Annotated in this window: 14 protein-coding genes; 7 read left to right on the top strand and 7 right to left on the bottom strand. The window is 52.5% G+C overall.

Annotated elements, in window-relative coordinates; genetic code table 11:
- Nucleotides 1-15: 15 nt before the first annotated feature.
- Nucleotides 16-678, bottom strand: coding sequence for an acetyltransferase (locus V5J77_RS11265; protein WP_338555853.1), 663 nt, complete (start codon nt 676-678; stop codon nt 16-18).
- A gap of 209 nt (nt 679-887) precedes the next feature.
- Between V5J77_RS11265 and V5J77_RS11270 the strand changes: the two genes are divergently transcribed.
- Nucleotides 888-2,834 carry a DUF4214 domain-containing protein gene (locus V5J77_RS11270; protein ID WP_338555854.1) on the top strand — a complete coding sequence of 649 codons (1,947 nt, stop codon included), beginning with the start codon at nt 888-890 and terminating at the stop codon, nt 2,832-2,834.
- On the opposite strand, the gene V5J77_RS11275 is transcribed toward V5J77_RS11270, so the two are convergent.
- The 3 genes from V5J77_RS11275 to V5J77_RS11285 all read right to left on the bottom strand — a co-directional run bounded on the left by V5J77_RS11275 (nt 2,831) and on the right by V5J77_RS11285 (nt 6,032).
- Nucleotides 2,831-4,003 carry a glycosyltransferase family 1 protein gene (locus V5J77_RS11275; protein WP_338555855.1) on the bottom strand — a complete coding sequence of 391 codons (1,173 nt, stop codon included), beginning with the start codon at nt 4,001-4,003 and terminating at the stop codon, nt 2,831-2,833. The two genes, V5J77_RS11270 and V5J77_RS11275, sit on opposite strands and share 4 nt — an antisense overlap.
- A gap of 162 nt (nt 4,004-4,165) precedes the next feature.
- Nucleotides 4,166-5,275 (bottom strand): glycosyltransferase family 61 protein, encoded by a 1,110-nt coding sequence (locus V5J77_RS11280; protein ID WP_338555856.1) that lies wholly within the window; start codon nt 5,273-5,275, stop codon nt 4,166-4,168.
- An 82-nt stretch (nt 5,276-5,357) separates the two neighbouring features.
- Complete coding sequence (locus tag V5J77_RS11285) at nt 5,358-6,032, bottom strand: class I SAM-dependent methyltransferase (protein ID WP_338555857.1); 675 nt, start codon at nt 6,030-6,032, stop codon at nt 5,358-5,360.
- 200 nt (nt 6,033-6,232) lie between these two features.
- Here V5J77_RS11285 and V5J77_RS11290 point away from each other — a divergent pair, with 200 nt between their 5' ends.
- The 3 genes from V5J77_RS11290 (at nt 6,233) to V5J77_RS11300 (ending at nt 9,244) form a co-directional block, all read left to right on the top strand.
- Nucleotides 6,233-7,375 (top strand): glycosyltransferase, encoded by a 1,143-nt coding sequence (locus V5J77_RS11290; protein WP_338555858.1) that lies wholly within the window; start codon nt 6,233-6,235, stop codon nt 7,373-7,375.
- Nucleotides 7,376-8,098 (top strand): glycosyltransferase family 2 protein, encoded by a 723-nt coding sequence (locus tag V5J77_RS11295; protein WP_338555859.1) that lies wholly within the window; start codon nt 7,376-7,378, stop codon nt 8,096-8,098.
- A 69-nt stretch (nt 8,099-8,167) separates the two neighbouring features.
- Entirely contained in the window at nt 8,168-9,244 is a 1,077-nt protein-coding gene (locus V5J77_RS11300) for a GT-D fold domain-containing glycosyltransferase (protein WP_338555860.1), read from the top strand.
- Between the two features lie 69 nt (nt 9,245-9,313).
- Here V5J77_RS11300 and V5J77_RS11305 read toward each other — a convergent pair whose 3' ends face one another.
- On the bottom strand, nt 9,314-9,877 hold the full coding sequence (locus V5J77_RS11305; protein ID WP_338555861.1) for a hypothetical protein: 564 nt from the start codon (nt 9,875-9,877) through the stop codon (nt 9,314-9,316).
- 342 nt (nt 9,878-10,219) lie between these two features.
- Here V5J77_RS11305 and V5J77_RS11310 point away from each other — a divergent pair, with 342 nt between their 5' ends.
- Both V5J77_RS11310 and V5J77_RS11315 read left to right on the top strand, forming a co-directional pair.
- A complete protein-coding gene (locus V5J77_RS11310) occupies nt 10,220-11,266 on the top strand; it encodes a sugar phosphate nucleotidyltransferase (protein ID WP_338555862.1) in 1,047 nt (348 codons plus the stop codon).
- Entirely contained in the window at nt 11,263-12,216 is a 954-nt protein-coding gene (locus tag V5J77_RS11315) for a GDP-mannose 4,6-dehydratase (protein ID WP_338555863.1), read from the top strand. The genes V5J77_RS11310 and V5J77_RS11315 overlap by 4 nt, the downstream gene beginning before the upstream one ends.
- 243 nt (nt 12,217-12,459) lie before the next feature.
- Here the strand turns inward: V5J77_RS11315 and V5J77_RS11320 are convergent, their stop codons facing one another.
- Complete coding sequence (locus V5J77_RS11320) at nt 12,460-13,836, bottom strand: glycosyltransferase family 4 protein (protein ID WP_338555864.1); 1,377 nt, start codon at nt 13,834-13,836, stop codon at nt 12,460-12,462.
- Between the two features lie 302 nt (nt 13,837-14,138).
- Here V5J77_RS11320 and V5J77_RS11325 point away from each other — a divergent pair, with 302 nt between their 5' ends.
- Nucleotides 14,139-14,909, top strand: coding sequence for a glucosaminidase domain-containing protein (locus V5J77_RS11325; protein WP_338555865.1), 771 nt, complete (start codon nt 14,139-14,141; stop codon nt 14,907-14,909).
- 8 nt (nt 14,910-14,917) lie between these two features.
- On the opposite strand, the gene V5J77_RS11330 is transcribed toward V5J77_RS11325, so the two are convergent.
- On the bottom strand, nt 14,918-15,076 hold the full coding sequence (locus V5J77_RS11330; protein WP_338555866.1) for a hypothetical protein: 159 nt from the start codon (nt 15,074-15,076) through the stop codon (nt 14,918-14,920).
- Between the last annotated feature and the right edge of the window lie 83 nt (nt 15,077-15,159).

The raw sequence follows: 15,159 nt of genomic DNA on the forward strand, positions 1-15,159 counted from the left end.
TATGCCTCCTCCGTGTTACGTTCGCTCTTGGTTCAAATGACGCTTCACTGTGGCGGGAACGCCAGCAGCAAGCGTTTGGTCCGGAATATTCCGAATGACGGCGGCGCCAGCGCCAATCATGCAGCCTGCTCCAATGCGAATGCCGTCGATGACGACAGTGCCTGTTCCGAGAAAAGAACCGTCGCCGACCGTTACACCGCCGGACAGCGTGGAGCCAGGCGCCAGATGGCAAGCCTCGCCAATGATGCAATCATGGTCAACCGACGCAGCCGTGTTAATGATGGTGAGGGAGCCAATTTTAGCATCCGGCTGGATGATGCCTCCCGGCATAACAGCAATGCCACAGCCGAGACTAGCGCTGGGAGCAATATATGCTAATGGGCTTATGGCATTAATCAGCTCGAAGCCAAGGCTTTGCACATGGCGGGCGAGCCGCAGCCGCGCTGCATTATCGCCGATAGCGATAAAGGCATGGCGTACCCCCTGCTCCAGCAGCAGAGGAAGCATGGTGTCGTCTCCAAGCACGGGGACATTCAAAACCTGCCCGCCTGGCTCGCGGCCGATGCAGCCAATGACCTTGTATGCCTGGCTGGTACGAAGAATATCAACGACAACTTTGGCATGTCCGCCAGCTCCAACAACAACGGTGCGATAAGGATTCGCAGAAACAGCATTCATGCCGTATAGGCTCCTTCAACAATAAAATGAGGGGGTGATGCAGCTACTCTCATCATATTCAAATGGCAGAAAATTGCTTCACTTGCAGCCGGGCAGTCGTCCATTTATTCAAATATAGTTGAAATCCCTAGCAGGCGAGGGCATGTGCCGTTGCTTTTTGTGAGCGGGACAATACGCTATGGAGAAGGCAGAGCGATTGGAGGCGTGATATGAAACGCAAAAGAGCTCGTAAACAAGGAACAGCGAAGCGCGGCTCGCATAGCCGCATATCGCGAAGAAAACGCGGCAATCGAGCGCGAGTCGGAAAAGTAGCAAGGACAAGAAGACGCAATGGCAGACGGGGCGGCAGGAAGCTGCGCGGCTCGAAAAGAAGCCGGAACAGGCAGAGGACAACTGAGCAGGCTCAGCTTGTAATGGAGCCTCCAGCACCGATCGAGCCGCCTCCAGCACCAATAGATACGGACCAGTTAAAAGCAAATAATGCGGCGTTTCGTCAGGGGCTGCCCGCAGGCGCTCCAATTGTAGAGCTGCTGCGCCGGGTATTCCGGTTGGGGGATGAGGATTTTTTATGGGAGCTGTATCGTCAGGTGCTCCAGCGCGAGCCCGATCACGGCGGCTTTAACGGACATCGCAGTCATCTGGCCCATGGCACCCCACGGGCGGTTATTGCGGCGGCTCTAATCCAAAGTCCAGAGGCGGAGGCTATTTTCTCCAGAGTGCCATCCGGGGAAGCGAATACGACAGCCCATCTCATTCAGCATTTGTTTCCCGCTGCGGATTTGGATTTTATTCACGGCATCCACGTACAAATTATGAATCGTGCGCCGGATAGCAATAAGGTAGGACGATATACGACAGCTCTGAAGCAAGGACTGCTGCGGCGCGCATGGATAGCGAGCCTTGTCATGTCGGAGGAGTTTGGACTGCTCATTGGGGCGCCGTATTTACCTCCGCTTGCGGCGAGTGCGGCCCGTATAAACAGCCGGCAAATCGGCATGTTCCTTTGCTTTGGGATGCAAATTGCAATGGATGGCGAAGGCATCGGACGTTTCATCGTCCGTTTGTCGGAAGGCTTGCTAGCGCTGGAGCATGATTTTACCCTCCATGTGGCGATGACGGAAGCGAATTTTGCCGAGGCTGCGGCTGTGTATGCCCCGCTTCGGGCGGCTTATGGCGATCGCTTGAAGCTGCACCGTACGGACAGTATGGATACGGTGAACCGCAGCGTGCCAGCGGACATATGGATTGTGCCATATGTGGGGATGGCGCTCGCGCAATATTTGGAAAAACCGTATATCGTATGTCTGCATGATCTCGTTTATTTGCATTTGCCTGAGCTGTACAGCGCGTATACCCAGCATTATCAATATATCCATTCTGTAGCGCAAAAGGTGACGGAAAAAGCGGCGAAGGTCGTCTTCGCTTCGGAATTTACCCGCAATCATGAGGGACTGGAGTTTCTCAAGCTCGCTGTACACAAAACGGCTGTCGTGCGCTTTGCAGCGCCGCATGAGGAATATGCGGCGTTTCAAACGCATAGCGAGGAGAAATTCCGCAGCGCCTATAAGCTGGATGGTCCATATTTGACCTTCCCGTCGGTTGTAAGGCTGCACAAAAATCATGAGGGCCTTATTAAAGCCTTTGCGCTGTTCAAGCAGACGGAGGCAGGAAGAGCATCTGGCATAAAGCTTGTTTTTACAGATGATCTTGGGAACCGCCCGCGGCAGCAGGAAATTTTGGCATCGCTGAACGAAATTGCCGATCCTATTATTCGCAGCTCAATCGTGTTTATGGGGCGCATAGCCTCAGTAGATTTGCCTTCCCTATACCGCTATGCCGCAGGCACAATCGTTCCAACGCTCTTCGAGGGCAGCTGCCCATTTCCTATACTGGAGTCGCTGCTGATGAATACGCCGGTCGCCTTCGGAAGGCTGGAGGTGGTGCAGGAGGTAATCAGCGACATGAGCTGCTTCGCCACGTTCCATCCGCATAACATTCAGGAGATGGCGGACGCCATAGCACGGCTGTCACAGGAGGGAGAAGAGGTTGTCCCACGTCAGCAGGCCGCACTTAGCGGCGCGTTGAACAGGAGATGGCTGGATGTTGCAGGAGATTATGCCAACGTCATTGAAGAGGTGCAAGCAGCTGCCGATTAGGGCAGCTGCTTGCCGTAATACCGCCAATACGTATCGCGAAAAACGTTCAAATAACGCTTTGCGACATCATCCCAGCTTTCCGCTGGATCATGAATGCCCGCTATGGCGGAGCTTTTATATTCATCATAATTCGCAGTCAAATCTTCAAGCGCTTGAACGATGGAATCGGGGCTGCTCGGGTTAAACCAGGCGATCTTGGCACTATGCCTCGCCAAATGCTCGCGCATGACCGGAATGTCCGAACAGAGCACTGGAGTACCGAGGCGAAGCGCTTCTTCGACCGGGTAGCTCCCGCCACCTTCCGAAAGGCTGGGCATAATGAGCGCCCAGGCATTTTTAATGAGCGCGGGAATATCCTCGTCTCCTACAAAGCCGAGCGGGTAAAGATCACGATTGACGACAAGGCCTGTTCGACGAATGGTGGAGATAAGCGTTGGTATCCAGCTGTGCTGCGGCGTGCAATCCGGAAAAGGCTGCCGCAGCGTCTCAGTTAAATAGCCGGTGAGCACTAGCGGGCATTTGGTGCGCCCCTTCCATTGGGACAAGGCCTCAAGCAGATTGTTATGGTTTTTATGCGGCGACGTATTAGACGGATAAATGATGTATTTGGACGGAATGCGGGCAGCGGTGGCAGGAGAGACCTGGCTTGCATAATGTGCGGCAATCGGTGTAATGGCATGAGGCACGACAGTCGCGGATTGATGGCGAGGGCCGAAAAGTGCAATGAGGCGATTTTTCACATGCTGCGAAGAAACGACGACGGATGTGACGTGATCCAGCCATTTTTTCGATAAAGTCCAGTGACCCTTAAGCTGCTCGCCATTGGTAAAAGGCGGGACATAATCGAACATCGTCGTATCGTGAAAGGTGCAGACGGTTGGACGGTCAAGGGCGTGGTAGGGGTGGGTGTGCGGCCAGTAGTAATAGACGATGTCGATGCCAGCAAGCAAATAGGAATTTTGGTCGGAATCAATGCTGTGCTGGGTGGATACCATCTCAACCTTGCCTAATGCTTTCAGTTCCTTGGCGTTGCGAATAAGGGAATCGGGCGATAGGACAAGCCTGATCTGCTCCACATCCGGCTGCCTGGCCATAGCCGAAATCAAATTATGGAGCAGCCTCATCCCACCGCCGATGGAAAAATGGACAGACCATACAAGAATCCGCATTGTTACAAACCTCCTGCAAAGGGCGAGGCTGTCTCCTGCCTAACAGCAAGAATGCCAGCCGTTGCTCCGTGAATGATGAAAAATGTTGCGCTTGCGAATTCAATATATGTGGGCGCGAGGGGAGTTATTCGCAGCATTGACGCAGGATTTGTGGGCAGCGGGCTAAAGGCCCGCTAGCTTAAGCACATGTTCAAGCTTATTTATATTAACGACAATATTATCCGTTCCGACGAAGGGCCTTGGCGGCTGCTCCACCTCGCATACGATTTCATAATAGTCTACGCCGGCATGTGCGCACAGCTTCCAGAAATAGGGGTCGACGAAGGTGGAGGGAGCAAGCTCCAAAAGAGCCGCGCCCGGCTCACAGAAGGCAATGTTGATGCTGCCGCTCCCGAAGGGGGCGACGATATGCTGCGCTGACGAGAAAATCGCGATTTTCTCTGCGGTAGAGAGCGGAGTAAGCACGATTTCCCTGAAGCCCTTGCCTTTCAGAAAACGGAGAACCTCTTCCTCGTTGACGACAAAGCGAGCCTGGGCATCCTTGCGGGTAATATAGAGGCGCTCGAAGCCTTTTTTGGCTTTTACGCGCCGGTCAGCTTTAAGTCGCTTGGCCATGAAATGCGATGCCCACGGCGGACATTTGCCGACCATCAGCGGCACCGCCGGCACGATCAGGCGGTCGGCGAGCAGATGAAAGTTTGCATCCTCGACCTGGATACACTTATGGAGCGGAATGCCTAGCATGGCAAGCGATTCATAGTGAAAAGGGTGAAACAGCTTGCCGATGACGTATTTGTCTATCGGAATGCCGCTTTTCTCCAGCAAATGGAGCCTTGGCAGCAGATCGAAAAACCAATGTCCGAAAATGTTTTGCGTACACGCCTTAATATGCGGCATGTTCCAGCCCCAAATGAGCGTGGCGACCGTTCCCTTAAAGTGCTGCGGCTCCGGCAGCTGCGTGAAATCAATGAGCGGGCAGTCGAGCTCGACATCGCGCAGCCGCTTATTGTCTGGCGTAACGACATATGCGTTGCTCGTCACCAGCCGTCCGCCAGGAATGGCCGCTACAAAAGCTTCATCAAAGGCAGAGGACGTCACCCAGCGTGGCTGATCAATACCTTTGCCGGCGGGGAGCGTCAATGTTTCAGCCGGATAAATGACCTGATAATAATAGGAAAGCAGATCGGGAGGGACAGCTGCTTGCTGCGCCCAATCTCGCGTTTTCTCATAAAATTGCTGAGGGATAGTGTAGATAGGGATCGCCTCCTTCAATCCGAATCATGAAGCGCACCTGGCGCGAAGTATCGTTTTGCGCGCTGCATAATGCTTGAAATTGCTAAATGTACCTCCGTTGTTATGCGTAATGAGCGGCAAGCTCCTGCTGCCGCCCAATGATTGGCTGAAAGCGGGCTGGGCAGCCTTTAGGGAACAGAACACCCAAACCATTGGAATGCTCGAAATGCAGATGAGGCATCGCCGAAAGCTCCGCCCAGAGCCGATAAACGCCAAAATCCGCAAGCCGAACCACGGTGTCATGAAATAAAATAATGCCACCCTCCGCAAGTTTGGGAAGCCAAGTCGTATAGTCATGCCGAACAGCCTCGTACACATGGTAGCCGTCAATATGCAGCAGTTGAATCGAACCGTCGGGAAAGGCAGAGAGCGCTTGGTCAAAGGTGCCGCGCAGCGGTGTTCCGATACCGGGAAATTCACGGGCGCTTACAGCATTGACCGCAGCGTACATCGAATCATCCAGCATGCCATAAGCGCCGGTATGGGCATCGCCCATCCAAGTATCCACCGCATAACATGCGCTTTTCAACTGTGCATCCTTAATCGCTTGGCAAAAGCTGAAATAGGATGTGCCGTACAGCGTTCCCAGCTCTACAATCAGGCTGGGACGGGCAAAACGAACAAGATCATAAGCAAATTTTCGATGCCCGGACCAGGCTCCGCCTGCTATAAAGCTTGCGGGAAGCTCAGGTGCTGCATCTGCAATAAATTTCGGGTTGTGAAATGTCCAGTCCATAACATCCTCCTGCCTTGCAAAATAGAAGCATAACTACCCTATCCTATGTGGAGCTTGCCAGATAGGATAGGGCAGTTGCGCTAAGTAAAAGCGCACATTTCTCCTTCTCATGGACGTACAGCCGCCGTTGCGTCGGCTTTATCCCTACATACAATGACAGCATAAATGAATATATACGAATGGATGCGAGGTGGAATAGGTTGAGAAGCCGCAGTAGAAAAAGCGGTCGTGCGGGGAGAAGAAGCCCGCGCAGCTCACAAGGCGGCATTCGCCGCCGCACAGCCCGGAGTCTTGCGTCCCGCGGGCGCAGACCTCGCAGAAGCCAGGCGAGGCGTGGAGGGACGCTGCAGCCTGCCATTATCCGAGGGCAGTGTGCAAAAGCGCGCAATGGCGGGCTTGCAGCGGGCTTAACGGCGAGGCAGGGGCCTCAGCAAGCCGATGAGCTGCAGCAGTTGCAGCGGCTGTGGCAGAGCTACGGTCTGGCCGCGGGCGGGACAGCTTCCAAATCAGCATATTTAGCCTGTATGAAGGCCTTCATAGAAGGATATTTTGCCGCTACGGGAACACCGGCGCCGAATTGGGTGCTGCTGCCGACGCACAAGACAGTTGCGGCAGTGGTGATGGCGATGAATGAAGAGGAGTCTATGGCTTCCATGCTTCAGCAATTGGAGAGGCTTCCTTTACATGAAATCGTCGTCGTGGTGAACGGCTCAACGGACACGACCGCCAGCAAAGTTCGGGAGAGCGGCAAAGCCGTGCTCATTCATTACGCTGGAGCACTCGGGCATGATGTGGGACGGGCGGTAGGCGCAAGAACAACGATCTCGGATATTGTACTGTTCGTCGATGCGGATATTCCCATTGCTGCTGAGCAGTTGCTGCCTTTTATTGAGGCTGTCGCTGGCGGGACGGATATGGTGCTCAATAATTTATCTTCCTATATGGGGAGTTTTTCAGGAAGAGATGAAGTGATGATGATGAAGGAGTTTGTGAACCGCTCGATGAACCGGCCCGATCTTACCGTTAATTCCTTGACAGCCGTTCCGCATGCGCTCTCGCGTAAAGCGATTGAGGCTATTGGAGCAGCCCAGCTGGCGGTTCCGCCAAAGGCGCAGGCGATTGCGCTCCAATCTGGCCTTAAGGTAGGTACAGCGAGCATGGTGGATGTCATTAGGCATAATCGGGTGCGGCCGGGAAATATAGGCATGGGCAATCATGTGGCGAGGCTCATCGTAGGCGACCATCTGGAAGCACTGGAGTGGATGATGAGAGCGGGAAATGCCCGCCTGCAATATACAGACGGAGTAAGGGATCGCAAAAGTGCTGGCCGAGGAGGGGAATAGATGCTGACCAGTATTATTATTCCGACCTACAACCGTTTGCCGCTGTTGCAGGAAGCGATCTATTCCATTCGCAGCAGTACACCCGAACAGTATGAACTAATCATCGTTGATAATGGCTCAACAGATGGAACGATTGAATATTTGCGTGAGCAGCAAATCACATTCATCGGCCTGCCGAGCAATCAAGGCTTTCCCGCCGCCTGCAATTGGGGGCTGCGGCTGGCTCGCGGTGACCAATTGCTGCTGCTGAACAATGATGTGCTGGTGGCACCTGGTTGGCTGGGCAAGCTGCGGCAGGCTTTAGGCAGCAGCAAGCAGATTGGCATCGCAGGGCCGATGTCCAACTTTGTAAGCGGCAAGCAGCAAATCGAAATGCGCGGCAATTATGTGGAAATGGCGGAGCAGCTTGCCGCAGAGTACGCAGGCGATTATGAGGAGGTCAGCCGATTGGTTGGTTTTTGCCTGTTATTTTCGCGGGAGCTGATGGATCAAATTGGTCTGCTGGATGAGCGTTTCTCGCCAGGACATTATGAGGATGATGACTATTGCTACCGTGCGCGGCAAGCAGGGTACCGACTGCTGATGGCTAAGGATACATTCGTCTTTCATCATGGCAGCGCGAGCTTCAAGCAGGAGGGGCAGGAGGCTGTAGAGCGTTTGCTCGCCCGCAACCGAATGCTGTTCACAGACAAATGGGGCGTGGACCCGCAGCAGTTTATTTAAAAGCTAGAGAAAGGAGACGGTAACGTGATCCTTTCTCTAGCTTTAGCAACAATGCAGGAGGTGCTCAGCATGAAAACGGCGAGAAGACGCAAAACGGCCAGCCTTCCGATTAAGCGGCGGAAGAGACGTGCCGTTTCAAAGAGGAAAAATCGCTCCGCAAAGTCCGCAAAGTCCGTCAAGCCGCAGGCGGCTAAGGGACCGTATGTGGAGGGTTATCAAACCGGTCATGAAGAAGGATACAACAAAGGTTACGAAGATGGAACGAAGCAGGCAGAGGGACAAAGGGCAGACCATTCGCACAGCTGGGAGTCGGCCGAGAGGGCAGGCTACGAGAAAGGGCTGAAAATCGGGCGCTACGAAGGCGGCGACGCCATCATTGATGAGCAATTGCCGGAAGCTCATGTCCTTCCAGATACTTCCGTAGCGCAGGTTATTGCATCAGGCATCGCTGCGCTAGGAGATCGCATCGTCCACCTTTTGACCGCGCAGCAGGTGGCTGAGCGATTGATGGAGGCGCTGGAGCAGCGCAAGCCGCTATCTGTCGTACGGCTTGGCGATGGCGAGCTGTTGACGCTGGCACAGGAAAGTGTGCTGCCAATTGAACAGGTTCGCCACGAGGGCGGTTTTTTAGAGTATGCCGGAGTAAAGGTGCCGGACATTGCCGCCCGCGACCGCTTGCTGGCAGCGGTAAAGCGGGCCGACATTGTCGGCATACCAAAGCTGCGGCAGCCGAACTACCAACGGCTGGCTACGGCTGTTTTTCAAACGTATGGCATTGATTTTCGCAGTAAGGTGCTGACAGATTCGCTCGTCAATTACCGTTTGTATCAGGACGGACATTTGCCTCGCCTAATGAGAGGCCGCAGAGTGCTAATTATTGGGAATTTGGCGCAACCGCTCGCTAAGGTGCTTGCTGAGAGCGGCGTAGCGGTCGTAGGAGCTGTAGCTCACGTTCAGGGGATCCATGATGTGGACCGGGTGATGGGGGAAATTAGACAGCATGATTTTGAACTTGCATTAGTATCAGCGGGTATTGCGGCTGTTATCCTTGCGGATGCGATTGCAGTAGAAATGGGCAAGGCTGCGCTTGATTTTGGCCATATGGCTAATTCAATTGTCAAAGGGGAGGCTCCGATTCAGGCTTAAGTTGAGGGGAGTCCATTTTATGTAGCCGTCCCGTAAGGGACGGTTGTTTGCTCTGGTGGACGCAGCTGCTTAGGAAGGAATAGTACCAATCGTAGCAGTAAGCGACGAGTAAGTGATGTCAGCAGTAGTACCTACTGCAATGACAACGCCCGAAACGGTAACTTGCAGCTCGTACGTGTGGTTGCCAGCAGCCAGGCCGCCGTTGAAGTAAGTGATCGGAATCACTCTTTCCAAAGAGAACAATCCAAGCAGTGTAATCGCAAGCAAGTCGGAGCTTAGTACTGTAGCAACAACGACGCCATCTTGAAGCAGGTCGACTGTAATTGTTGGGTTGAGTGCTACAACCAGAAGGGAAGTGAAGTTAATTGATACATTGACGGTACCTTCAATAATCACCTGGTTGGAAGTAGCTGTTACCGGAACAATCAGAGTTGCAGCAGTGACAGCGGTAGCAGCAGCCGGGATAGAAGTCGGAACAGCACCTTGGATACCTACAACAGAAGAACCCGGGCCAGCAGGGCCAGTTAAACCCGTGGGACCAGTAGCACCCGTAGGTCCTGTAGGTCCTGTTGGTCCAGTGGGGCCAGTAGCCCCAGTCAGGCCAGTTAAACCTGTTAATCCAGTTTCACCCATAATTGATTCATCTCCTTTCAATCGTATACCACATCATATGTTGGTAGATAGAGATAGCAACGGTATTTGTCCAAGGATAATCGTATATTTTCTAAATTGATAGATTATACCGCGAAACAAAGCATACACCTCCGCTACTCTCCTTCAACTGCAATACAGGCGGCGATATATGCCCGATTTACAGCATGTGCAGGCAATTCGTCCACTATGAAAGCTCTAGCAAAGCATACGATGTTGAAGAGACGATACTATATTTTTGGAGCCAGCTATGGTAGGAAGGAGCTGCATATTGGCTACACGCACATGTATAATAGAAAGCCATTTTTTTTGGGGTGAATCGGAATGAAGGCGGTCATAATGGCGGGAGGAAAAGGGACGCGCTTCTGGCCGAGAAGCACGACGGCAAAGCCGAAGCAGTTCCTTTCCTTAACGTCCGGCGAAGCAACTATGCTGCAGGAAACCTACAGCCGTTTTCGCAGCTGCTTGCCGGAGGAGGATGTATATGTAGTAGTAAGCCGCAACTATTTGCCGCTTGTTCGGGAACAACTGCCTAAGCTTAGCGAGGAGCAGCTCATTATTGAGCCTGAGCAGCGGGATACGGCGCCTTGCATCGCGCTGACGGCGAGTTTTTTTCAGAAACGGGGCTTAAATGATGTGATTGTAACGGCTCCCTCGGATCAGTATATTCCAGATGCTGCCGAGCTGATGGAGGCGCTGCGGGCAGCAGAGCAAGCGGCACGCGATGAAGGCGTTGTAGTAACGATGGGAATTGTGCCGACAAGGGCAGAGACGGGATACGGCTATATTGAAGCGGGTGAGCATGAGGATGGCAAATATGGACCAGTCATTAAGACGGTAAAAGCTTTTATCGAGAAGCCGACGCTCTCGCGGGCGGAGGAGCTGATTGCGATACCGAATATGTACTGGAACAGCGGTATTTTTATATGGAAGCCGTCAACTATTGCAGGCTACATGCAGCTATACCAGCCGGATATGTGGCGTGTTTTTGAGCTTGATGGGGAGCAGTTGGAACATGCGTATATGCAGCTGCCAAAGCTTTCTATTGATTATGCACTGATTGAAAAGCTGGAACGCTTGTACACGCTGCCCATTGCTTTTACATGGGACGATGTTGGCGTGTGGACCTCGCTTGAACGAATATTTGGGCAGGACAGCGAGGGCAATATTTTGCTGGGCAGCGTCTATCCGACGGCAACGACCAACAGTATTGTTTATACGGAGAGGCAGCGGGTGCTTGTCATTGGCATTGATAATCTAATTGTCGTATCCACAGACGAGGGACTATTGATTTGTCATAAAACACAGGAGCAGGCGGTTAAGCAAGCGATAGCCGCGATGGATGCTGATCGGGAGGGAGGCAAGCCGTGAAAGCATTGATTACAGGCATAACCGGCTTTGCCGGAAGCCATTTGGCAGAGCATTTGCTGGCGCATCAAATGGAAGTGTCAGGCACCGTTAGGAAAACTAGCAGTATGAAGCATATCGCTCATTTGCTGCCGGCTGTCAAGCTATACGAATGCGAGCTGACTAATGAAGCCGATGTGGAAAAAATGATAGCGGACGTTAAGCCGGACATGATTTTTCATCTAGCAGCGCAAAGCTTCGTGCCAAAGTCATGGGAATCGCCGCTGGCGACGATTTACAACAATATTGCCGGGCAAATTCATTTGCTGGAAGCGGTGCGAAAAGCAGGCCTTAACTGCAAGCTGCTGCTCGCCTGCTCCAGCGAGGAATATGGCCAGGTAGAAAAGCAGGATATTCCGATTAAGGAAACGACGCCGCTGCGGCCGCTTAGTCCTTACGCCGTCAGCAAAATTACGCAAAATTATTTGGGCTACCAATATTATCGCAGCTATGGCATGCATATTGTATGCATGCGTACTTTCAACCATACAGGACCGAGGCGCGGCGAGCAGTTTGTAACCTCCAATTTTGCAAAGCAGATCGTTGAAATCGAGCGGGGATTGAAGCCGCCCGTTCTCTATGTAGGCAATTTGGAGGCGAAGCGTGACTTTACCGATGTGCGCGATGTGGTGCGAGCCTACCGCTTGGCCATTGAAAAATGCGAGCCTGGGGAAGTGTATAATATTGCTTCGGGAAACTCCCGGGCGATTAGGGAGATGTTGCAGACGCTGGTTGGACTTAGCAGCAGCACCATTTCGATTCAGGAGGATCCAGCCAGGCTGCGGCCTGCGGATGTACCGGAGCTGATAGGCGATTTCTCTAAATTTCATCATCGCACAGGCTGGCGTCCGGAAATTCCCTTTGAGCAGACGATGCAGGATTTGCTAAGCTATTGGCGGGCGGAGCTAAGTTAGGCTGCGCGCAGGATGATCCAAGCCTGCTGCATAGCGCACGCGCCAGGAGAGCTTTTTCGTTCATACCCTCTAGACGGAAAATCGGACGATAGCTTAATCATTGTCTGATAGAGGTTCAGAGGGTATTATTACGCTGCGCTACATTTTTGTGAAGTAGGCTTAGAGAGAGAACGGCTGGAAATAGCAAACTGCCCCAGCATTCACGCCAGAGGCAGTCCGTGTTTCGTTTAATTTGCCAATTATTTATAGAAGCGAAAGCTCGGTCAGGCGTGCCCGAATCATGCTGCCAACCGCTTGTGGTGAATAGAAAGTGTGAATCGTATGCTGCCCTTGCGCTGCAATGGCTTGGCGCCACTCCGGCTCTTGAATAAGCCTTTGCATATAAAAGGCGGCATGATGCACACTCGGTTCGGCCCAAGTTTGATACCCCTGATACGGCCCCCAATCGGTGCCGACCTGCACCAACTCGTAATTAACGGGGCAGGAATTGGTCTCGTTCATAAAGTCGGTATTGCCGGACCAGTTCGTGCCAATGACTGGTTTCCCCAAATACATCGCTTCTGCGAGTCCCAGTCCGAAGCCTTCTGAGCGATGCAGCGAGACGAAACAATCTGTGACACCAAGCAGCGAGTTGACTTCCACGCGGGATAAAATACGATCAATAATATAAATATTGCTATACTCGGCAGCGAGCTGACGCAGAGCCTCCATATCTTCCGGCCGGAAATTCGTGTTGTTGATCTTGAGGACGAGCCCGACGTTTGGATCATTTTTTGGAAAAGCGAGCCGGAACGCCTCTATGACAGCTTGTGGATTTTTACGATTTGTATAGCTTTGCACATCGTACATCATCGTGAACAGGAAGCGGTCCGCTGGAAGCCCAAGCGATTCTCTCGTCACCTCCGGGGAAATCTCAACCTCTATGCCGTGAGGAATGACGACGACAGGAACGGGAGATTTCTGGACAATCGAATCAAGCACAAAGCGGCTGGATACCCATACCTCCTGCACCAGCTTGAACGCTGGAACAAACTCCTCGGGAAAATCAGGCAGCTCCCAGTGCCAATAGCCAATATTGTAGCGGTTATGGAATAGGCTATGTCCAAAATGCTCCTTAGCCGGAGCCATATAATCCGCATTCATATGAAACAGGTTGGTGTTATAGGAGCGTTCCTCCGTTTTCTTATGCTCCCAGCTCATATCTGACATCCGGGTAGCGACCTGAAGCGGGAAGTTTAAAATGCCGAAAGGAATTTCGGCTCGTTCAATCGCTCTCGCCGCGAGTCTTGCCGATTCGCCAATGCCCATTTCCGCATGAATAAAACCGACAAGATTTATGCCCTGTGCAGTCCAAGGCTGCGAATCATATACCTCTTTGGCAGCAGAATGCTCTCCTGCTAGGCGGGTCTGTTTGGCGTGCTGCGATAGGTTAGAGGACAAGCGATTTTTTGTTTTTCGAGGGCTGCCGTTGCGTTTCCGTCTGCGTTCGGCCCGCCGTTTAGCGCGCGGTTTAACCGCTTTGCGTTTACGGCGTTTGGCCAGCAGCGTTTTATTGGAAGAGCTGTGCTTCTTGCGTTTGGCGGACGTTTGATGTCGCTTGCGCTTAAGTGATTTGGCCACTTGTTTCCTTCCTTTCTCGTCATTTGCTTGTGGAGAAATCGTTAGCGGATACGCGCTTGACTATATTGTATTCACGATGGACGTTAGATTCATGGACAATGACCTAATGGGTAGTAAAAGCGGCGTATGACTAGAAGCAGGGGGCAATAGAAGCAAGCTGCCGATAGAGGATGCTTTGCATCCCGCAAGGAACGCGGGACAGTGTGCGTAGGCCGTGCCGCAATAGAGGCCTGCTGCATAAGAAATAATAGAGGGACAACTTGACGATTAAACCACTTGCGAAAAAGAAGGGGGAGGGAGCGATGGTGGCTATGACAAGACAGCAATTTATTGCAGCATTGGCGCCTGCCGTCCTACAAGTACGGCGCGAGGGCTCACCGATGCTGCCATCTGTACGGCTGGCGCAATATATTTTGGAAACCGGAGGTGTCATTCATTCCTGGTACAATTTAGGGGGCATTAAAGTAGGAGGAGCATCTCCGAATGCCTACTGGCAGGGGCAAGCCGTCGTTAAAGGGACATGGGAGCATGTCGATGGCCGAAATATAAATACGAGCGCGGCCTTTCGCGCATACAGCAGCGTATATCACTTTATGAAGGATCAGGATCTGCTGTTTATGAAAACGCGATATGATCGGGTACGGCTTGCGAAGACGCCGGAGGAGCAGGCGCAAATGCTGCTGGCCTGCGGCTATGCAACCGATTCGGCTTATGCGGCCAAGTTGATTGCCATCATAAACAGCAATGGGCTGCGGCAATATGATGATCAGGCTGCGGCGGCTGTAAAGACGACGGTATTTCAGGGAGCGAGGACGGTGCCGATTTTGCAAAATGGGATGGTCGAGGTAATTGGTTACGAGCGCGGCGGCACCGTATGGGTGCCGGCGAGAGCGCTTGGCAGTCGCCTCGGCGGAAAAATTGGCTGGACGGGTGCAAAAGTAACGGTGAATGGTCAGGAGCTGGAGTCGCTGCTGGATGAAGGAACGGGGTATGTAACGATGCGTGCGCTGGCTGCTTCCTTGAATAAAAAAATAGAATGGGAGCAAAGCACACGCACCGTGACAATTATATAAGGGGGCAGCTACTTTTTGCGCTGGGAGGCTGCCCAGAAAGCAAGCACAATCAGCGGAATCATAATAAACCACGGAATGTGTATAGCTCTGCCAGCAACAAAAGCGAAAATAAACAACAGCACGAAGCCGATAATAATGTAGAGACAGCCTCTTCCGAAAGTATTCATTAAATCTGCGCACCTCCTACCTTAAGGAACTCATCCCTTATCATACGAAGCAATTTGTAGCAGGTTGCATGAAAATAGGAGCT

The sequence above is a fragment of the Paenibacillus sp. KS-LC4 genome (assembly GCF_036894955.1).
Taxonomy (GTDB): Bacteria; Bacillota; Bacilli; order Paenibacillales; family Paenibacillaceae; genus Pristimantibacillus.